This window comes from Burkholderia sp. Bp9015 (genome assembly GCF_003853505.1).
Classification (GTDB): Bacteria; Pseudomonadota; Gammaproteobacteria; order Burkholderiales; family Burkholderiaceae; genus Burkholderia.
Genome location: NZ_QTPZ01000028.1, coordinates 42,937 through 63,846, shown reverse-complemented (window position 1 = coordinate 63,846; position 20,910 = coordinate 42,937). Strand labels below are relative to the sequence as shown.

Annotated in this window: 14 protein-coding genes; 7 read left to right on the top strand and 7 right to left on the bottom strand. The window is 69.0% G+C overall.

Annotation, left to right across the window (positions count from 1 at the left end; genetic code table 11):
• Nucleotides 1-3: 3 nt before the first annotated feature.
• Nucleotides 4-4,089: a translocation/assembly module TamB domain-containing protein gene (locus DIE12_RS26315; protein WP_124521551.1), complete on the top strand. Its 4,086-nt coding sequence runs from the start codon at nucleotides 4-6 to the stop codon at nucleotides 4,087-4,089.
• A gap of 195 nt (nucleotides 4,090-4,284) precedes the next feature.
• Here DIE12_RS26315 and metG read toward each other — a convergent pair whose 3' ends face one another.
• The gene (gene metG, locus DIE12_RS26310) at nucleotides 4,285-6,447 is read right to left on the bottom strand and encodes a methionine--tRNA ligase (protein WP_044847721.1); all 2,163 of its coding nucleotides are present in this window, start codon (nucleotides 6,445-6,447) and stop codon (nucleotides 4,285-4,287) included.
• Between the two features lie 376 nt (nucleotides 6,448-6,823).
• Nucleotides 6,824-7,465 (bottom strand): OmpA family protein, encoded by a 642-nt coding sequence (locus DIE12_RS26300; RefSeq protein ID WP_044847722.1) that lies wholly within the window; start codon nucleotides 7,463-7,465, stop codon nucleotides 6,824-6,826.
• A gap of 352 nt (nucleotides 7,466-7,817) precedes the next feature.
• Between DIE12_RS26300 and apbC the strand changes: the two genes are divergently transcribed.
• The 5 genes from apbC (at nucleotide 7,818) to DIE12_RS26275 (ending at nucleotide 13,545) form a co-directional block, all read left to right on the top strand.
• On the top strand, nucleotides 7,818-8,909 hold the full coding sequence (apbC, locus tag DIE12_RS26295; protein WP_124521553.1) for an iron-sulfur cluster carrier protein ApbC: 1,092 nt from the start codon (nucleotides 7,818-7,820) through the stop codon (nucleotides 8,907-8,909).
• Nucleotides 8,910-9,042: 133 nt separating this feature from the next.
• Complete coding sequence (gene sodC / locus DIE12_RS26290) at nucleotides 9,043-9,579, top strand: superoxide dismutase [Cu-Zn] (protein ID WP_044847724.1); 537 nt, start codon at nucleotides 9,043-9,045, stop codon at nucleotides 9,577-9,579.
• 193 nt (nucleotides 9,580-9,772) lie between these two features.
• The gene (gene dcd / locus DIE12_RS26285) at nucleotides 9,773-10,342 is read left to right on the top strand and encodes a dCTP deaminase (RefSeq protein WP_006398615.1); all 570 of its coding nucleotides are present in this window, start codon (nucleotides 9,773-9,775) and stop codon (nucleotides 10,340-10,342) included.
• Nucleotides 10,343-10,423: 81 nt separating this feature from the next.
• A complete protein-coding gene (locus tag DIE12_RS26280) occupies nucleotides 10,424-12,703 on the top strand; it encodes an arginine/lysine/ornithine decarboxylase (protein WP_044847725.1) in 2,280 nt (759 codons plus the stop codon).
• Nucleotides 12,703-13,545: a lysozyme inhibitor LprI family protein gene (locus DIE12_RS26275; RefSeq protein ID WP_124521555.1), complete on the top strand. Its 843-nt coding sequence runs from the start codon at nucleotides 12,703-12,705 to the stop codon at nucleotides 13,543-13,545. Before DIE12_RS26280 ends, DIE12_RS26275 begins: the two co-directional genes overlap by 1 nt.
• 87 nt (nucleotides 13,546-13,632) lie before the next feature.
• On the opposite strand, the gene DIE12_RS26270 is transcribed toward DIE12_RS26275, so the two are convergent.
• The 5 genes from DIE12_RS26270 to DIE12_RS26250 all read right to left on the bottom strand — a co-directional run bounded on the left by DIE12_RS26270 (nucleotide 13,633) and on the right by DIE12_RS26250 (nucleotide 19,615).
• On the bottom strand, nucleotides 13,633-14,316 hold the full coding sequence (locus tag DIE12_RS26270) for an HAD family phosphatase (protein WP_124521557.1): 684 nt from the start codon (nucleotides 14,314-14,316) through the stop codon (nucleotides 13,633-13,635).
• 109 nt (nucleotides 14,317-14,425) lie between these two features.
• Nucleotides 14,426-15,835 (bottom strand): argininosuccinate lyase, encoded by a 1,410-nt coding sequence (gene argH, locus DIE12_RS26265; protein WP_044847728.1) that lies wholly within the window; start codon nucleotides 15,833-15,835, stop codon nucleotides 14,426-14,428.
• Between the two features lie 111 nt (nucleotides 15,836-15,946).
• On the bottom strand, nucleotides 15,947-18,334 hold the full coding sequence (locus DIE12_RS26260) for a fimbria/pilus outer membrane usher protein (RefSeq protein WP_124521559.1): 2,388 nt from the start codon (nucleotides 18,332-18,334) through the stop codon (nucleotides 15,947-15,949).
• A 24-nt stretch (nucleotides 18,335-18,358) separates the two neighbouring features.
• Entirely contained in the window at nucleotides 18,359-19,072 is a 714-nt protein-coding gene (locus DIE12_RS26255; RefSeq protein ID WP_124521561.1) for a molecular chaperone, read from the bottom strand.
• A 6-nt stretch (nucleotides 19,073-19,078) separates the two neighbouring features.
• Entirely contained in the window at nucleotides 19,079-19,615 is a 537-nt protein-coding gene (locus tag DIE12_RS26250) for a spore coat U domain-containing protein (protein WP_124521563.1), read from the bottom strand.
• 299 nt (nucleotides 19,616-19,914) lie between these two features.
• Between DIE12_RS26250 and DIE12_RS26245 the strand changes: the two genes are divergently transcribed.
• Complete coding sequence (locus DIE12_RS26245) at nucleotides 19,915-20,910, top strand: spore coat U domain-containing protein (protein WP_124521564.1); 996 nt, start codon at nucleotides 19,915-19,917, stop codon at nucleotides 20,908-20,910.

Here is a 20,910-nt window from a genome sequence, read left to right as displayed (position 1 = left end):
CGCATGACGAAGGACCCGAACGACACGCCGCCGCCGAACGATCCGGACTCGCCCGAGCGCGCGCCCGGTGCGCCGCCGCGCGGGCCGCGGCGCGGGCGTGCGGGCCGGATCGTCGCGTGGACGCTCGTGACGGCCGTGCTGCTCGTCGTGCTGGCGGCCGGGCTCGTGCTGGCCGCGGCGACGACCGAGCGCGGCACGCGGCTCGCGTGGCAGACGGCCGTGCGCGTACTCGGCGGCCGGCTGGCGGGCACGCTGGACGGCGGCGCGCTCGCGACCGGCGTGCGGCTGCGCGGCTTCGCATGGACGAGCCCCGGCGGCACGAGCACCGAAGTGCGGATCGACCGGCTCGAGGGCCGCTGGGTGCTGACCCGCGCGCCGTGGCGGCTGTCGGTCGCTTACCTGCGCGCGGGCACGGTCGACGTGCGGATCGTGCCGGGGCCGTCGAAGCCGGCCGCGACGCCGCAGGACCTGAGCCTGCCGCTGCAGTTGCGGATCGACGACCTGCGTGTCGACCACCTGGCGATCCACGAAGGCGGCTCGACGACGCAGCTCGACCATCTCGCGCTGAACGGCCGCAGCGACGGCCGTCACCATGAACTCGCGCTCGATGGCGTCGACACGCCGTACGGCGCGCTGACCGCGCGCGCGAAGCTCGACGGCGCGAAGCCGTTCGCGCTGACGGGCAACGCGACCTACGTGGGCAAGCTGGCCAACGAAGCGGTCAACGCGAGCGCGAACGTATCGGGTTCGCTCGAAGCGCTCGTCGCCGACGTGACCGCGAGCGGGATGAAACTGAACGGCCGCGCGCACGTCGAGGCCGCGCCGTTCGGCACGGTGCCGCTCACGCGCGCGTCGCTCGCGTTCGATCACGTGAACCCGCAGGCGATCGCGCCGGGCGCGCCGGCCGCCGATCTCGCGGTGCGCGCGGAGCTGGCGCCCGTGACCGCGCCGGCCGGCACTGCCCCGGCGAAGGGGTTCGCGGTGACCGGCCCCGTGTCGATCGTCAACGCGAAGCCCGGCACGTTCGGCGAGCACCTGCTGCCGGTCGTCGACGCGCATGCGACCGTCCATCTCGACGCGCACGCGCAGCGAATCGACGGCCTCGCGCTGAAACTGATCCGCGACGGCAGCGTGACCGGCAACGGCACGCTGACGGGCGGCAAGGGCCGCTTCGACCTGAAGGTCGCGAATCTCGACCTGAACGCCTTCATTGCCGAGTTGCGGCCGATGCGCCTGGGCGGGCCGCTCGGCGTGACGCTCGCCGGCGACGTGACGACCGTCGATTTCGACCTGAACGATCCGAAGCTCGCGCTCGGCGCGCGTGCGAAGGTCGCGCTGACGCCGCAGCAGACGGTGCTGACCGATGCACGCGTGACGGCGGGCAAGGGCCGTATCGACCTGACCGGCGTGTTCCGTCACGATGCGCATTCGAGCTACGACGCGAAGGCGACGCTGACCGCGTTCGATCCGCTGCTGCTCGCGGCGATGGGCGCGCCGAAGGCCGGTAGCGGCAAGCCGGCGGCAAAAGTGGCCAAAACAGCGACCAAAACAGCGACCAAAACCGCCGCCGCGGCCAAGGCGCCGGCCAGGCGCGGCGAGACGCGCGTATCGGGCACGCTGACGGCATCCGGCGCGTTCGCGCCGCAGGTGTCGACGAAGGCGACCTTCAAGCTCGGCGACAGCCTGTACGACGGCGTGCCGCTGACCGGCGCGGGCGTCGTGCAGTTCGCCGGCTCGCGGATCCTGCCGAGCAATGCGACGCTGTCGATCGCGGGCAACCACGTCGATCTGCGCGGCAGTTTCGGCGCGCCGGGCGACCGGCTGCGCTTCGTCGTCGACGCACCGGAGCTCGACCGGCTCGGCTTCGGCGTGCAGGGGCTCGTGCAGGCGCAGGGCGAGCTGACCGGCAGCTTCGCGCATCCGAACGTGACGGCCACCTACAAGGCCCAGCACGTCGTGGTCGGCTCGAACCGGATCGGTGCCGCGCAGGGGCGCGCCGACATCCGCGACGGCGCGCACGGCGCGCTCGTATTCACGGCCGACGCGACCGACATCGCACTCGGCTCGCTGCAACTGAAATCGCTGCGCGCGAACCTCGACGGCACGCGCGCGAAGCACACGCTCGACGCGTCGGCGATGGGGACGGCCGGCGGCCGCGTGATCGACCTGACGCTCGCGGCGAACGGCGGCGTGGTCGAGAGCCGCGACGGAACGCGCTGGGACGGCACCGTCACGCGCCTCGCGAACCGCGGCACGCCGGCGGTGGCGCTGCAGGCGCCGCTTGCGGTGTCGGCCGGCGCCGGCCGCGTGACGCTCGGCGCGACGCGGCTCACGCTCGAAGGCGCGGCGATCGACCTGAAGTCGTTCGTGTTCGACCACGGCCAGATGCGCTCGGCAGGTGCCGTGCGCGATGCATCGGTCGCCCGTTTCCTCGAGATCCGCCAGGAACTGACGGGCCAGCGGCCGCCGGTGCGCACCGACGTCGTGCTCGATGCCGACTGGGATTTCTCGCTCGGCGCGAACGCGACGGGCTACGTGCAGGTGAAGCGGCGCGGCGGCGACGTGACGATCGAGACCGGGCGCGGTATTGCGTCGCTCGGGCTGACCGACCTGTCCGCGCGCGCGAGCTTTGCACCCGGCAACCGGCTCAACGTGGTGGCGCTCGCGAAGGCGAACCGGGTCGGCACGCTCGACGCGAACGTCACCGTGCCGTTCGCGCTGCGCGACGGCGTGTTCGGCGTCGTCGACGACGGCCCGCTGTCGGGCCGCATCGACGCCGACATTCCGTCGCTGAAGGCGACCGGCAACCTGTTCGGGCCGAGCTACCTGCTCGGCGGGCGCGCGGCGTTGAAGCTGACGGTCGCGGGCACGCCGGTGAAGCCGAACGTGTCGGGGATGCTGACCGGCGACGACCTGTCCGCGACGCTCGTCGATCAGGGCGTGCAGCTGAAGGACGGCATCGTGCGCGTGAAGCTCGCGGAGAACCTCGTCGAATTCCAGCAGGTCGAGTTCCACGGCGGCGACGGAACGCTGCGCGCGATCGGCCGCGTGCGTCTCGACGGCGAGGCGCCCGACCTGACCGCGAGCATCGTCGCGGACAAGCTCGAGCTGTTCGCGGCGCCGGATCGCAAGCTGTCGCTGTCGGGCAAGGCGACCGTCGCGAACGACGGGCCGCGCGGCGCACTGTCGATCGACGGCAAGTTCGTCGTCGACCGCGCGCTGTTCGACCTGCCGGAGGAGTCGGCGCCGCACCTGTCCGACGACGTCGTGATCGTGCGCCCGGACGGCACGGTGCGCGGCGACGTGCAGACCGGTACGGCGGTCGCGAAGCCGCAGAAGGTCGAGGACAAGCCGGCGCCGTCGCTCGCGCCGCGCGCGAACATCGACATCGGGCTCGGCAACAACTTCCGCTTCAAGGGGCACGGCGCGGATCTCGGCCTGCGCGGCACGATCACCGTGATGAGTGCGCCGGGCGTGCCGCTGCGCGCGGTCGGCAACGTGCGCGTGACGGAAGGCTCGACGTATACGTCGTTCGGCCGCAAGCTCGCGGTCGAGAACGGCTTCTTCACGTTCAACGGCCCGGTGTCGAATCCGGGCGTGAACATCCTCGCGATGCGGCGCAACCAGGAGGTCGAGGCTGGCGTGCAGGTCACCGGCACGATCCAGTCGCCGACGGTCAAGCTCGTGTCCGAGCCGAACGTCACCGACAACGAAAAGCTGTCGTGGCTGCTGTTCGGGCACGGCACCGACCAGGGCAACAACGTCGGTCAGCAGAACGCGATGACCGCCGCGCTCGGGCTGCTCGGCAGCGCGACCGGCAAGCGCGTCGCGCAGAGCATCGGTCTCGACGAATTCTCGATCGGCCGCAGCGACGTCGGCCTGACCGATGCGCAGGTCGTGCAGATCTCGAAGGCAATCAACGAGCGCTTCGTGCTCGGTTACGAGCAAGGGCTGCAATCGGCGAGCAACGCGTTCAAGGCGACGATCAACCTGACGCGCTTCTGGTCGGTGTCCGCGTACGGCGGCACGTTCCAGGGCGTCGACCTGAACTACACGCGGCGTTTCGATCGCTGGTTCGGCCAGCGGTGACGAAGCGGGCGCCTGGCCGGTCGGCCACGCGCGCCGGCGCTCCGGTTCGCGCGTGCGCACGCGCCGAAGCCTGCCCGCGTAGCGGCGAGCGTCACGCCGACCTGCAACCACCGGCCGCGGCGCCGCTCGCGGCCGCCCATGAAAAAGCCCCGCACGTGGTGCGGGGCTTCTTGTGCAAGCAGCGGCGCGTGCGGCTTACTTAACGCGCATGCCGGGCTTCGCGCCGCTGTGCGGCTCGAGGATGTAGAGGCCCGGCTCGGCCTTCTCGTCGGCCGCCGACGCGGCGAGCACCATCCCTTCGGACAGCCCGAACTTCATCTTGCGCGGCGCGAGGTTCGCAACCATCACCGTCAGCTTGCCGACGAGCTGCTCGGGCTGGTACGCGGACTTGATGCCCGAGAACACGTTGCGGGTCTTTTCCTCGCCGACGTCGAGCGTGAGCTGCAGCAGCTTGTCGGAGCCCTCGACGGCCTGGCACGCGACGATCTTCGCGATGCGCAGGTCGATCTTCGCGAAATCGTCGATCGAGATCGGACCGTCGTCGGCGCCGTTCGCCGCAGCCACCTTCGCGTTCGCCTTGGCGTTTTTCGCGTCCTTCGCGGCGTTGGCGGCGGTTGCTCCCGCGGCAGCGGCGCCGGCGGCCTCGGCCTGCAGCGAATCGCGGTTCGCGGCGAGCAGCGCGTCGATCTGCTTCGGATCGACCCGCGTCATCAGGTGCTGGTACGCCTTGATCGGCTGCGCGGACGACAGCGGCTTCGCGGCGTCGGCCCACGTGAGCGGCGCGATCCCGAAGAAGGCCTCGACGGCTTCGGCCACGCGCGGCATCACCGGCTTCAGCGCGAGCGACAGCAGGCGGAACGCCTCGAGGCTCACGCTGCAGGTTTCGTGCAGCGCGACCGCGTTGGCCGGATCCTTCGCGAGTTCCCACGGCTTCGCGCCGTCGACGTACGCGTTCACTTCGTCCGCGAGCTCCATCGTCTGGCGCAGCGCGCGGCTGTATTCGCGCGCTTCGTAGTGCGCGGCGATCGCCGGAATCGCGTCGCGCAGCGTCGCGACGAGCGGATGGTTCATCGCGCTGTCCTGCACGCGGCCGTCGAAACGCTTGAGCAGGAAGCCGGCCGCGCGGCTCGCGATGTTCACGTACTTGCCGACGAGGTCGCTGTTCACGCGCGCCTGGAAATCGTCGAGGTTCAGGTCGATGTCTTCCATCGTCGCGTTCAGCTTCGCGGCGAAGTAGTAGCGCAGCCATTCCGGGTTCAGGCCCGTGTCGATGTAGCTCTGCGCGGTGATGAACGTGCCGCGCGACTTCGACATCTTCGCGCCGTCGACCGTCAGGAAGCCGTGCGCGAACACGTTGGTCGGCGTGCGATGGCCCGAGAACTCGAGCATCGCCGGCCAGAACAGCGTGTGGAAATACAGGATGTCCTTGCCGATGAAGTGGTACTGCTCGGCCTTCGTGCCCGGGCGGATCCACGCATCGAAGTCGATGCCGTTGCGGTCGCACAGGTTCTTGAAGCTCGCGTAGTAGCCGACCGGCGCGTCGAGCCACACGTAGAAGTACTTGCCGGGCGCGCCCGGGATCTCGAAGCCGAAGTACGGCGCGTCACGCGAGATGTCCCAGTCGGCGAGCCTGGCCTCGCCGGCGTCGCCGAGCCATTCACGCATCTTGTTGGTCGCTTCGGGCTGTGCGAGTCCGCTGACCCATTCGCGCAGGAACGACTCGCAGCGCGGATCGGACAGGCGGAAGAAGTAGTGCGTCGAGGTCTTGCGCACCGGCGTCGCACCGGACACGACCGAGTACGGGTTCAGCAGTTCGGTCGGCAGGTAGGTCGAACCGCACACTTCGCAGTTGTCGCCGTACTGGTCCTTCGCGTGGCACTTCGGGCATTCGCCCTTGATGAAGCGGTCCGGCAGGAACATTTCCTTGACCGGGTCGTACGCCTGTTCGATCTCGCGCTCGGCGATCAGGTCGTTTTCCTTCAGCGCGAGGTAGATCTTCTCGCTCAGCACGCGGTTCTCGTCCGAGTCGGTCGAGTAGAAGTTGTCGAACGACACGCCGAAGCTGTCGAAGTCGCGCTTGTGCTCGGTCCACACGCGCTCGATCAGCTGCTTCGGCGTCAGGCCTTCCTTCTCCGCGCGCAGCATGACCGGCGTGCCGTGCGTGTCGTCGGCGCCGATGTAGTAGACCTCGTGACCGTGCATTCGCAGCGTCCGCACCCAGATGTCGGTCTGGATGTACTCGACCAGGTGGCCGATGTGGATCTGGCCGTTGGCATAGGGCAGTGCGGACGTAACGAGGATCTGGCGGCTGCCTTGCGGCGCCGCAGCCTGCACGGAAGTGAGGTCGGATGCGGACATAGGGTCTGTAGAAGAACGGCGGAAACGACGGAAACTGCGATTCTAGCAGGGGCGCGCGCAGGTCAGCCGGCGTGGGCGCCGTGGATCGGGCGCCGGAAGGGGCGGGGCCGCGGCGGCGGCGTGCCCGGCGGTGCGATGCTGCGATGCAGCAGGCGAATTCCGGGCAAAAAAAACCGGGGCGAATTCGGCCCCGGAGCAACAACGACAAGAGGAGAATGGTGACGCGCCGGCAGCGCCAGCCGCGTACCGTAAAGACAGACCGCGGGTCGCGACAGAAGTTCGAAATTTTTTTCGATTTGTTACGGAGCCCGCTGAAAGCCTTGTGCGGCGGGGGCGCGCGCCCGGCGCGCGACCCCGTTTCCTCTCGCGACGATGCTTACTGCTGGGCCGCGCGCAGGTAGATCTCGACGCGGCGGTTTTGTGCGCGGCCGGCTTCGGTCGCGTTGTCCGCGATCGGGTTCGACGGGCCCATGCCCTGTGCCGCCAGGCGGCCGCCGGCGACGCCACGCTGCACCAGCGCGTTGACGACGCTCTGCGCACGGTTCTGCGACAGCGTCTGGTTCAGCTGCTGCGAACCCGTGCTGTCCGTGTAGCCGACGACCGACGCCGTCACTTGCGGGTTCTGGTTCAGCGTCGTCGCCAGGTCGTTCAGCAGCGGCGTGAAGGCCGGCGTGATCGCGTACTGGTTGGTCGCGAACGTCACCGAGCTCGGCACGTTCAGCTTCAGCGAGCCGTCCGGCTGCTCGGTCACCTGCGTGCCCGTCTTGGCTGCCGACGGCGCGAGCTTGTTCTTGATCGCCTGCCAGTTGTAACCCGTCACGCCGCCGACCAGTGCGCCGACGCCCGCGCCGATCGCCGCGCCCTTGCCGCCGCCGGCCAGCGCGCCGATGCCTGCGCCGAGCGCTGCGCCCGTGCCGGTCCCGACGGCCGTGTTGTTGCCTTGCTGCGTGGCGCAGCCTGCCAGCAGTGCGCCGGCCAAGGCGAAGACGGACAGGCGAGTCGCGATTTTCATGTTCATCTTGAATTCCTCTCTTGGTTGAACGAGTCGACAACGACGACAAACAACAGTTACGGCTCCCGGCACGGACGCCCGAAAAAGGTGGGCAGGCCCGTGCCCGCGGCAGCCGCCGAGGCGGCTGCATGCCCTGTTCGCCAGCGTGGCTGTTCCGGACAGGGTGATGCGTCAGCCTCTACAATATAGGCGGTTCGTGGCCGATTTGGCCCCATAGCATGCCGCACGCGAAGATTGCTCCGCCGCGCGCGTTCGCGCAATGGCGTGCAACAGATTCTTTCACTTTTCCCGATTTTCGCAGCGTTATTTGATATTTCTTGACGTTTGCGCGAGAGAAAAACGTTTTCACGGAGTTTCGATGAGCATTGACCGGGCACAAGTCGACGCCGCATTGGCGGCTGTCGTCGACCCCAATACGGGCCGTCCTTACGCGGCGAACAAGGGCGTGCGCAACGTCGCGATCGACGGCGACGCCGTGGCGGTCGACGTGGTGCTCGGCTATCCCGCGCGCAGCCAGCACGACGACGTGCGCGCGCGCATCGCCGCTGCGCTGAAGGCCGTGCCGGGCGTGCGTGACGCACGCGTCGCCGTGTCGCAGGAGATCGTCGCGCACACGGTGCAGCGCGGCGTGAAGCTGCTGCCGAACGTGAAGAACGTCGTCGCGGTCGCGTCGGGCAAGGGCGGCGTCGGCAAGAGCACGACGGCCGTCAACCTCGCGCTCGCGCTCGCCGCGGAAGGCGCGTCGGTCGGCATTCTCGACGCCGACATCTACGGTCCGTCGCTGCCGACCATGCTCGGCATTCACGGCCAGCGGCCCGAGTCGCCCGACAACCAGTCGATGAACCCGCTGGTCGGCCACGGGCTGCAGGCGAACTCGATCGGCTTCCTGATCGAGGAAGACAACCCGATGGTGTGGCGCGGCCCGATGGCGACGTCGGCGCTCGAGCAGCTGCTGCGACAGACCAACTGGCGCGAGCTCGACTACCTGATCGTCGACATGCCGCCGGGCACGGGCGACATCCAGCTCACGCTCGCGCAGCGCGTGCCGGTGACCGGCGCCGTGATCGTCACGACCCCGCAGGACATCGCGCTGCTCGACGCGAAGAAGGGCCTGAAGATGTTCGAGAAGGTCGGGATTCCGATCCTCGGTATCGTCGAGAACATGAGCATCCACGTGTGCTCGAACTGCGGCCACGAAGAGCACATCTTCGGCGCGGGCGGTGCCGAGCGGATGGCGCAGGACTACGGCGTGACCGTGCTCGGCAGCCTGCCGCTCGACATCGCGATCCGCGAGCGCGCCGACAGCGGCACGCCGACGGTCGCGGCCGAACCGGACGGCGCGCTGGCGCGGCGCTATCGCGACATCGCGCGCGGGGTCGCGCTGGCGATCGCCGAGCGCGCACGCGACATGACGTCGAAGTTCCCGTCGATCGTTGTTCAAAATACGTAAAACCCTTGCGGGGCGGGGCCTCACGCTGTTTACGGCGCCGCGAGGCGCGGTATCATGGCGACTTTTCCCGGGTCCCTTTACCCGCCCGGCATGGCCGCCGTGTCAAATGGCCGCCAGCCGGCATGAGGATCGAATGAACCAACGACATCACGGCGTGCGCGCCGGCCGCGCGCGGCGCGCGCTGCTGGCCGCCGCCGCGCTGGGCCTGCTGGCCGGCTGTACCTCTTTTTCCTCGTCGCACGAAAAGCGTGCCGACGCGCAGTTGCAGCCGACCGTCGGCTCGCAGGCGCGCGGCGCGGTGACGTTCGTCGAACGCCCGGATGGCGTCCAGGTCACGTACAACCTGGCCGGCCTGCCGCCGAACAGCGATCACGCGCTGCAGGTGCACGAGCGCGGCGACTGCAACGCGGGCGACGGCTCGAGCGCCGGCCAGGTGTTCGCGCCGGCCGCCGACCGGCTGCGCGCGGGCGCGCGGGTCGCCGGCGATCTCGGCAACATCCATGCGGATGCGAACGGCGTCGCGGCCGGTTTCATCGTCGCGCCCGATCTGGCCCTCGACGGCGTGCGCTCCGCGCTGAACCGCGCGGCGCTGGTCCACCGCGACCCGAGCGATCCGGCGTTTCCGCAGCATGGCGCGGGACCCGCGCTCGCCTGTGGCGTGATCCGTTGACGGCCGCCGCGTACGCGAGCCGATGATCGCGTAAAATGTGCGCCTTTCCGGGTCGCCGCGTCGCGAGCGACCCTCCCTGACTGTCACGCAGCGTTTCCTGGCGCCCCGATATGAAACGACCCCAACGCTCACTTCGTCCGCTGTCCCCCGCGGGGACGGCCAGCCTTCTTGGGACGGCCCGGCGGAGGCTGGCATGAGCATCAAGTCCGACAAGTGGATTCGGCGCATGGCCGAAGAACACAAGATGATCGAGCCGTTCGTGCCCGATCAGGTCCGCGCGTCCGAGGACGGTCGCCGGATCGTCAGCTACGGCACGTCGAGCTACGGCTACGACATCCGCTGCGCGGACGAATTCAAGATCTTCACGAACATCAACTCGACGATCGTCGATCCGAAGAACTTCGACGAGGGTTCGTTTGTCGATTTCAAGGGCGACGTGTGCATCATCCCGCCGAACTCGTTCGCGCTGGCTCGCACCGTCGAATATTTCCGCATCCCGCGCACCGTGCTCACCGTCTGCCTCGGCAAGTCGACCTACGCGCGCTGCGGGATCATCGTCAACGTGACGCCGTTCGAACCCGAGTGGGAAGGCTACGTCACGCTGGAATTCTCGAATACCACGCCGCTGCCCGCGAAGATCTACGCGAACGAAGGTGTCGCGCAGGTGCTGTTCTTCGAAAGCGACGAAGTGTGCGACGTGTCGTACGCCGATCGCGGCGGCAAGTATCAGGGTCAGCGCGGTGTCACGCTGCCGAAAACCTGATCTGGTTGCATAACGTCTCACCAGTTTCCGGGTGACCGCTGCGCGTGACGCGCCGCGGTCGTTCTTTTTGGAGAATCGCCCATGAAGTTTCGTTTCCCCGTCGTCATCATCGACGAAGATTTCCGCTCCGAGAACATCTCGGGCTCCGGCATCCGGGCGTTGGCCGAAGCGATCGAGAAGGAGGGCGTCGAAGTCCTCGGCCTCACGAGCTACGGCGATCTGACGTCGTTCGCGCAGCAATCGAGCCGCGCGTCGTGCTTCATCCTGTCGATCGACGACGACGAACTCATGCTCGGCGAAACGGGCCCGGACGGCGAACTGCCCGAGCTCGCGACCGCGATCATCGAGCTGCGCGCGTTCGTCACCGAAGTGCGCCGCCGCAACGCGGACATCCCGATCTTCCTGTACGGCGAGACGCGCACGTCGCGGCATCTGCCGAACGACATCCTGCGCGAACTGCATGGCTTCATCCACATGTTCGAGGACACGCCGGAGTTCGTCGCGCGCCACATCATCCGCGAGGCGAAGGTCTATCTCGACTCGCTCGCGCCGCCGTTCTTCAAGGAACTGGTGAAGTACGCGGACGAAGGCTCGTACTCGTGGCACTGCCCGGGCCACTCGGGCGGCGTCGCGTTCCTGAAGAACCCGCTCGGCCAGATGTTCCACCAGTTCTTCGGCGAGAACATGCTGCGCGCCGACGTCTGCAACGCGGTCGACGAACTCGGCCAGCTGCTCGATCACACGGGCCCGGTCGCGGCGTCCGAGCGCAATGCGGCGCGCATCTTCAGCGCGGACCACCTGTTCTTCGTGACCAACGGCACGTCGACGTCGAACAAGATCGTCTGGCACGCGACGGTCGCTCCCGGCGACATCGTGCTGGTCGACCGCAACTGCCACAAGTCGATCCTGCACGCGATCACGATGACGGGCGCGATTCCCGTGTTCCTCACGCCGACGCGCAACCACTTCGGCATCATCGGGCCGATCCCGCGCGACGAATTCAAGCCGGAGAACATCCGCCGGAAGATCGAGGCGAACCCGTTCGCGCGCGAGGCGATGCGCCAGAACCCGGACATGAAGCCGCGCATCCTGACGATCACGCAGAGCACGTACGACGGCGTCGTCTACAACGTCGAGATGATCAAGGACCTGCTCGGCGACCTGCTCGACACGCTGCACTTCGACGAAGCGTGGCTGCCGCACGCGACGTTCCACGACTTCTACCGCGACATGCACGCGATCGGCGACGGCCGCCCGCGCACGGGCGCGCTCGTGTTCGCGACGCACTCGACGCACAAGCTGCTCGCCGGCATCTCGCAGGCGTCGCAGATCGTCGTGCAGGATTCGGAGAACCGCACGTTCGACAAGCATCGCTTCAACGAGGCGTACCTGATGCACACGTCGACGAGCCCGCAGTACGCGATCATCGCGTCGTGCGACGTCGCGGCCGCGATGATGGAGCCGCCGGGCGGCACCGCGCTCGTCGAGGAATCGATCGCCGAGGCGATCGACTTCCGCCGCGCGATGCGCAAGGTCGACGCCGAGTACGGCGACGACTGGTTCTTCAGCGTGTGGGGTCCGGACGACCTGTCGGAAGAAGGCATCGGCTCGCGCGACGACTGGATGCTGAAGCCGAACGACCACTGGCACGGCTTCGGCCCGCTGGCGGAAGGCTTCAACATGCTCGACCCGATCAAGGCGACGATCATCACGCCGGGGCTCGACGTCGACGGCGAGTTCGGCGAGACGGGCATTCCGGCCGCGATCGTCACGAAGTACCTGGCCGAGCACGGCATCATCGTCGAGAAGACCGGCCTGTACTCGTTCTTCATCATGTTCACGATCGGCATCACGAAGGGCCGCTGGAACTCGATGGTGACCGAGCTGCAGCAGTTCAAGGACGACTACGACAACAACCAGCCGCTGTGGCGCGTGCTGCCGGAATTCGTCGCGCAGCATCCGCGTTACGAGCGCGTCGGCCTGCGCGACCTGTGCACGCAGATCCACGACGTGTACCGCGCGAACGACATCGCACGCCTGACGACGGAGATGTACCTGTCGGACATGGAGCCGGCGATGAAGCCGTCGGACGCGTTCGCGAAGCTCGCGCACCGCAAGATCGACCGCGTGCCGCTCGACGAGCTCGAAGGCCGCGTGACGAGCATTCTGCTCACGCCGTACCCGCCAGGCATTCCGCTGCTGATCCCGGGCGAGCGCTTCAACAAGACGATCGTGAACTACCTGCGGTTCGCGCGCGACTTCAACGAACGCTTCCCGGGCTTCCACACCGATATCCACGGCCTCGTCGCGGAAGAGGTGAACGGGCGCGTCGAGTACTTCGTCGACTGCGTGCGCGACTGATGGCGACGCAGGGACGAATCCGGACGATACGCGCGGCGCTGGCCGCGCTCGTCGCCTGGGCGAGCTGGTCGGCAGGGCCGGCGGGGCTGAGCGTCGCGCATGCGGAAGTGGCGGCGGCCGACCCGATCGACGTCGCGATGCGGCAGTGTCTCGCGCGGCGCGACCGGTCGTCGACGGCCGGCCAGATCCAGTGCATGGGCGAAGCGCAGCAGCAGTGGCAGGCGGTGATGGACGGCGCGTACCAGCGCCTGTCGAACGACGCGCCGGCCGACGCGAAGCGCGGCTGGCAGGACAGCCAGCGCCGCTGGGTCACGTGGCGCAAGGATGAAATTCATCTGCTGAAGGCCGTGTACGACACGACGCGCGGCACGTCGTACGCGATGTCGAGCGCCGACATGCAGCTGCAGCCGGTGCGCGATCGCGCGTTGGCGCTGCGCGCGGCGGCCGACCGTTATGCACCGCCGCCTGCCGCCGTGCCGGTGGCGGCCACGAGCGGTGCGCAGGGCGGTACCCGTGGCGCGGCGGTCGCGGCGCCAAGCGCCGCCGCGGCAGCCGGCGGCAAGCCGGCGAACGCGCCGCGCGATCCGGCGGTCCGCCGCGTGCGGCCGTGCGTGCAGGATGCCGCATGCGAGCACGCGCTGTTCGACTTGAACCGCTATTACCAGAAGCTGCGTCGCAAGATGCCTGCGCATTCGGCCGCGACGCTCGTGCGCGCGCAACGCGCGTGGGAGGCGTTCCGCGATTCGACTGCGCCGCTCGTCGGCGAGGACGGCCGCGTCGACCTGATCGGCGCGCGCATCGCGACGATGAAGCGGCTGTCGGAGACGGCCGGCAACGACTGAGGATCGCCGCGATGCCGGTCATCCGGCGCGGCAACGCAAAACGGGCACCCGCGGGTGCCCGTTTGCATGTGGCGCGCCGCGTGGCGCTTACGCGGGCTGCTGCGTGTCCAGCCGGCCGAACCACGACGGCACGAGCGCGACCGCATCGTCGAGCGACGCGAGCACGTGCAGGCTCAGCGCGATGATCTCGGGCGTCGGCGCCTTCAGGTCGGGCACGGTGACGACCGATGCGCCGGCGCCGGCGGCCGATTGCGCGCCGAAATCGCTGTCCTCGAACGCGACGCACGCGTGTGCCGGCACGCCGAGGCGTTCGGCCGCGAGCCGGTACACGGCCGGGTCGGGCTTGCCGCGCGCGACTTCGTCGCCGCCCGCGATCGCGCGGAAGAACGGCAGTACGCCGACCGCGTCGAGCCGCGCACGGATCACGTCGCGCGCTGACGACGACGCGACCGCGCACGGAATGCCGGCCTGCGCGAGCGTCTCGAGCAACGCCAGCGCGCCGGACTTCAGCGGAAACTTCGGATGGGGTTCGGGCGCGGCGAGTTGCTCGCGCACGCGGATGCGCACGGCGTCGAACGTGTCGGGATGGCCGATCAGCCGCGCGAGAATCACCTGGCCTTCGGCGAACGAGCGGCCGACGATCTGCAGGTAGTCGATCTCGGTCAGCACGACGCCGTGCGCGTTCGACACGTCGATCCACGTGTTCATGATGGTCCGCTCGGAATCGACGAGCAGGCCGTCCATGTCGAAGAGCGCGGCGGAGAAGGTCATCGGCGGTGTCCGGAAACGGGAAAACGGAACAGCGGGGAAGGCGTCGGGCGGCGCGACGGCCGCCCGAATGAAGAACGGACGCCGAAGGCGTCCGCTCGTGACAGCGTGCTTACTTGCCGAGCGCGGCGCGCGCGGCCTTGACCGCCGCACGCACCTGATCGGGGGCCGTGCCGCCCGGGTGGTTGCGGCTCGCGACCGACCCTTCGAGCGTCAGGTAGCCGAACACGTCGTCGCCGATCAGGTGCGCGACGTTCGGCAGCTCCTGCTTCATTTCGTCGAGCGTCAGGTCGGCGAGATCGATCCCGCGGTCGTCGCAGATCTTCACCGCGTGCGCGACGGCTTCGTGCGCGTCGCGGAACGGCAGGCCGCGCTTCACCAGGTAGTCGGCGAGGTCGGTGGCGGTGGAGAAGCCCTGCAGCGCGGCCGCGCGCATCGCGTCCGGCTTCACGGTGATGCCCGCGACCATCTCGGCGAAGATCCGCAGCGTGTCGGCGACGGTGTCGACCGTGTCGAACAGCGGTTCCTTGTCTTCCTGGTTGTCCTTGTTGTACGCGAGCGGCTGGCCCTTCATCAGCGTGAGGAGCGCCATCAGGTGGCCGTTCACGCGGCCCGTCTTGCCGCGCGCGAGCTCGGGCACGTCCGGGTTCTTCTTCTGCGGCATGATCGAGCTGCCGGTGCAGAAGCGGTCGGCGATGTCGATGAAGCCGACGCGCGGGCTCATCCACAGCACGAGTTCCTCGGAGAAGCGCGACACGTGCGTCATCACGAGCGCGGATGCCGCCGTGAATTCGATCGCGAAGTCGCGATCCGACACCGCGTCGAGCGAGTTCGCGCAGATGCCGTCGAAGCCGAGCGTCTTCGCGACCGCGTGGCGGTCGATCGGATAGCTGGTGCCGGCGAGCGCGGCCGCGCCGAGCGGCAGGCGGTTCACGCGGGTGCGGCAGTCGCGCATGCGCTCGGCGTCGCGCGTGAACATCTCGACGTACGCGAGCAGGTGGTGGCCGAACGTGACCGGTTGCGCGACCTGCAGGTGCGTGAAGCCCGGCATGATCGTGTCCGCGTTCTGCTCCGCGAGGTCGATCAGCGCGCCGCGCAGGTCGTTCAGGAGGCCGCCGATGCGGTCGATCTCGCCACGCAGCCACAGACGGATGTCGGTCGCGACCTGGTCGTTGCGCGAGCGGCCCGTGTGCAGGCGCTTGCCGGCGTCGCCGATCAGCGCGGTGAGGCGCGCCTCGATGTTCAGGTGGACGTCCTCGAGATCCAGCTGCCATTCGAATTCGCCGCGCTCGATCTCGCCCTTGATCTGCGTCATCCCGCGTTCGATCGCGGCGAGGTCGTCGGCGCTGATGATCTTCTGCGCCGCGAGCATGCTCGCGTGCGCGAGCGAGCCGGCGATGTCGACGAGCGCGAGGCGCTTGTCGAAAAACACCGACGACGTGTAGCGCTTGACCAGCTCCGACATCGGTTCCGAGAAGCGGGCCGACCAGGCCTCGCCCTTTTTGTGCAGTTGGGACGTCATGGCGATTCTTCGAAGGGGAGTTGGGCGGCGTGCGCCGCCGAGGGAATCCCGCAATTCTAGCATTCGTGGGGCGGGCGGCCGACGCGTGCGCCGGCCGCGAACGGGCGCGGCTCACGGGGGGCTGCACGTCAGCGGTCCGATCCGCGGCAGCGTGCCGTCGTCCGGGCGCCGATACGCGAATGCGACGGCGCAGCCGCGGCCGTCGCCGGAGATTTCGAGGTGATTGTTCGCGACGAGGCCGTCGACGAAGGTCAGGCCGTCATAGCCGACGATCGTGCGCTGGCCGCTTTCGACGTGGCGAACCTCGAGCCCGGGCGGCAGCGGCGTGCCGTCCGGCGCGCGCAGCGCGATCGACGCGGCGCTGTAGCGGGTCACCGCGAAGTGCGCGAGCACGCCGGAGCGCGCCTGCGGCACGACGTCGAGCGTCGTGTCGGCGATCCGTGCGTCGGCGGGCAGCGCGGTGCCGTCGATCGCGACGCGATTGCTCTGATAGGCATTCAGGTCGGGCACGAGCAGGTAGCCGGCCCGGTCCGTCTCGCCGATCAGCCGGTTCTGGTGCAGCACGGGGACGCGCCCGGTGTCGGTCGAGACGAGCGCGAAACCGTCGTCGACGCGGCGCGCCGTCATCAGCCGGCCGTCCATCAGCACGAGCGCGCCCGTGACGTCGACCGACGCGTTGCCGCGCCCGTCGAACGATTGCGCGAGCAGCGCGACCTGGCCGGCGCGGCCGAGATACTGCAGTTGCCCCTGCGCGTAGCGGACGCCCGCGTTGGCGCCCGCCTGCACGTTCCAGCCGCCGCCGCCGCCGTAGTCGGGCGGCCGTGTCGCGTTCAGCGTGTAAGTCGAATCGCCGTTCTGCCGTCCGGCGTTCGTCGAGACCGACGTGTTGCCGTCGAGCCCGACGCTCAGGCTCACGAAGAAGCCGCGTGCGTCGTGCTGCCGGAAGTCCTGGAAGCCGCTGAACGTGATCGATGTCAGCCCGCCGAGATTGACCAGGTACGCGATCGAGCCGATGCGCGACGCGGCGACGCCGGGATACTTGAGGGCGAGATAGCTGAACGACAGGGTCTGCGCGCGCAGGAACGGGAACGAGATCGTGACGCGGTCGGTGGCGCGCGAGACCGGCACGCCTTCGCGGCTGCCGAGGTCGCTGTAGTCGCCGAAGGCGCGCAGCGTCTGCGCATCGATCGAGAAGCGCGGCGTCACGTACTGGTAGCCGACGCCGGCCTGCACGCCCGCGCGGCCCGGGGCGCTGACCGCGAGCGACGCATTCGCCACGCCGCGTTCGCCGAGGCGCGCGAGCGCGCCGGCACCTGCGTTGTAGACGCCGGCCGTCGCTTCCGCATGCGCCTCGACGGTCAGCCGCTCGCTGATGCCGTAGCGCAGCGAGCCGCTCGCCGCCGGTGTGCGCGCATAGTCGAACGAATCGTCGCCATAAGCGCGGCGCAGGAACCCGGCTTCCGCCGAATAGCTGGCGAGGCCCGGCGCGAGCAGGCGCGTATCGACGTACAGCGGAATGGACGTCGCGATCGAGCGGCCGAGCGCGTCGCGCGTGACGACCGTCGCGTTGCCGGCGCCGGTGATCCCGGGCACGCTGTTGATCACGAACGGCCCGCTCGGCACGTCGCCGCTGAACTGGCGCACGTTGTTCACGTACAGGTCGACCGAGGTCGGCACGACCGCGCTGCCGGACAGCGCAGGTACCGGAAACGTGACGAGGTCGGGGCGCAGGCCGAAGTTGCTGCGCCACTGCACGCCGCCGAGGCGCAGCGAGCGCGTCCATGCCAACGACGACGAAATCGTGTCGCCGATCTGGGTCGTCGTGAGCGTGCCGGGGTTCGAGTGGCTCCACGACGTGTCGTAGCGCACGTAGCGCCGGCGGTCGTCGTACAGGTACGCGATGCCGGTGCTGCTGAACACGCCGGCCGGATCGAAATAGCGCGCCTCGCTCCAGACCGCGAGCGGCGCATGGGCGACGGTCTGCGCGTAGGCGTCGTAGTTCAGCACGAAGCCGCGGCCGGAGGTGGCGGGCGGCGCGGCCGCGAGCGCGCGCGTATCGAACGTGTGCGGGATGCGCAGCGCGTCGGGCACCCGCAGGTCGAGCGTCTGCCGGCCCGCGTCGTAGTCGTAGCGCAGCCCCGCGAGCGTGTCGAGCGCGACGGGCGTGTTCGACGGCGCGGTCGCCCGGTCGCCGGTCGCGATGCCCAGGTCGTTCAGGTCGGCGGACGCCGCGTACAGCCGGCCGTCGATTTGCTGGAAGCGTGCGATCCGGTGCGTCGGTTCACCGTTGAGCGACACGTCGAGAAACAGGGTGTCCTGAGCAGGCGCGGGGGCGGCTGCCGGTGCCGCCTGCGGCGCCGTCTGTGCGCATCCGGCACCTGCGTGCACGGCCAGCGTGAGTGCAAGTGAAAACGCCAGCGAAAGCGCAGCAGCGGCGGGCCGGGCATGTCGCGCGGGGCAGGCAGCCCGGAGGGCCGTGCTCGTCGTCGGAACGGGCAACGTCGTGCGATCCTCCGGCGTGGATCAGGGCGATGTCAGCCGGGCCTCGACCGGCTGCGCGTTGACGGTCGCCTGGATCCTGACGAATCCCGCCGCGCCCGCATCCAGCTTGAGCGGCCAGCGTCGCGTGCTGCCCGCGAGCGCGTAGCCGAGCAGGCCGCGCGTGACGTCGTGCACGGTGCCGCGCGCGTCGACGAGCCGAACCGCGGCAATCTGCGCACGGCGTTCGCCGCGGTTGGCGACCGCGAGCCGCGTGCCGGACCCGTCGCGCTCGACGCGCCAGTCGAGGCGCGGCGCTGCCCGGGTGCCTTCGGGCTCGACGAATACGGGCACCGAATAGCGCAGCCGGATCGTGATGCCGTTCTCGACCGGCGTACCGGGCGACGGCAGTTCGTCGATCAATACGCGATAGCTTTCCTCGGCGGCCGGCGCGCCGCGCCCCGTGCGTACGAGCCGGATCAACTGCTCGGCGTTCGCGCCGATTTGCAACAGCGGCGGCGAGGCGGCGAGCGCATCGGTCGGCGTCATCACGTCGTCGCCGTTTTCCTGCGTCCAGCGATAGGCGCGGACCTGGCCGTAGATCGGCTGTCCGCCCGGATTGCTGAGCGTCATGCTCGCGGCGGCGGCCGACGGCGGCAGCTCGATCGTCACGGGCATGATCTGCAGCGTGGCGCCGCAGGCGGCCGCGGACGCCGACGCCACGCACAGCGCGGCCAAGGCGCGCGAGAACGGTGCCACGGCGCGTCAGAAATACACGGTGGCCGTGACGGTGGCCTGGTAGGTGTCGGGCTTCGGCGTCGCTTGCGTCGGCACCTGTCCATACACGCTCAGTATCTGCGCGGAACCGTTGCCGGTGCCGCCGACCGTGTCGGTGCCTTGCGTGTTGCCCCAGATCGTCGTGTGGCTCGAGTCCTGGTAGAGCTGGTAGCCGACCGTCGTGCCGGTATTGCCGCTCGTCGTCCCGCCCATCAGCCGGCTGGCGACCGTCGAGCCGCTGACCGAGCCGGCGTCGAGTCCGATGTTGTATGGCGTCGAGTTCGAGCAGGTGACGGAGACCGTGGTCTGCTGGTTGAGTGCCGACGTGAGCACGCCGGACGTGCCGAATGCAAGCGGGTTCGCGGCGATTGCGCAGTTGGCCTGGATCGTGAGCGTGACGTTGAACTGGGCGGTGGCGGTGCCGTTCGAATAGACTGCGGCAACGGTGACGGGCTGCAGCGCGGGCGCGAATGCGAAGGTGGCCGCGAGCATGGCTGAAAGAACACGACGTCGGGAATCGTTCATTATGATTGTCTCCTGCCGTTTAATGGGGTCGCCCGGCCGCGGAGTGCCTGCCGCGTGGTCTGTCGCCGGTCGCCGTTACCGCTCTGTCGTTGGTGCAAGACTACTCCACGGACTCGGTCGCGCGCATTGGAGAAAACGCCGATCCGGAGCGCATTGTCCGCGGTTCCTCGCGGAATGCCATCGGCGCTTTTGACATGGATCAAGCAACAATGCGAATGATCGCTGCGCGGACGGATACCATGGGGGCGCTGCCCGGGCTGGAAGCCGGATCGAACGGGCGGGCAATTTCGGGGGAATGCATGGCGGATCAAGGAGTCGACACGGCGCGCCGCTGGATGCGCGCGCTATCGTGCCTGTTGCTGGCCGCGCTGCTCGGCATGCCGTGGCTGCCGGCTCGCGCGGACACGTGTTCGGTGACGCCGCCGGTGCCGAGCTTCGGCTCGGTCAGCCCGATTACGCAACAGGCCTATACGACCAACAGCACGATGACCGTGAGTTGCACGTGGGACGTGCTGAGCCTGAACACCGGCGTGCTCGTATGCGTGAATCTCGGCGGCACGAGCCCGCGCTACCTGAGCAACGGGGCGAACCAGATGCAGTACGACCTGTATCAGGACGCGGGCTATTCGCAGCCCTGGGGCGCCGTCAGCACCGGCACGACGCCGATATCCGTCTCGTTGACGAAGCCGCTGCTCGGCACGTCCGCCAGTACGAACGTGACCATCTATGGCCGCATTGCGTCGAACCAGCCCACCGTGCCGACCGTGAACAATGCCAGCACGGTCTATTCGCAGAGTTTCAGCGGCAACCAGGCCGCCTACAGCTACAGTTTTTCGCTGCTCGGCGTGCTGCCGACGCCGTGCGCGTCGCAGTCGACGGCCGGCACGATGACCGTTACGGCCACGGCCACCGTCATCAACAACTGCATCATCAGCGCGACCGGCGTTGCGTTTCCGGCGTCGGGCGTGCTGGCGTCGGCGCTGACCGCGAGCGGCTCGATCAGTGCGCGGTGCACGAACGGCGATGCATTCCAGATCGCGTTGAACGGCGGCGCCAGCGGCAGTGTCACCGCTCGGACGATGCAGCGCACGGGCGGCGGCTCGGTCGCCTATCAGCTCTATCAGGACAGCGGCCACACGCAGCCGTGGGGCGACGGCACCGGCGGCACGACGATGGCGACCGGAACCGGCAGCGGATTCGAGCAGGCGATCGCGATATACGGCCGCGTACCTGCACAGGCGACACCGGCACCCGGCAACTACAGCGACACCATCACCGCGACGATCAGCTTCTGA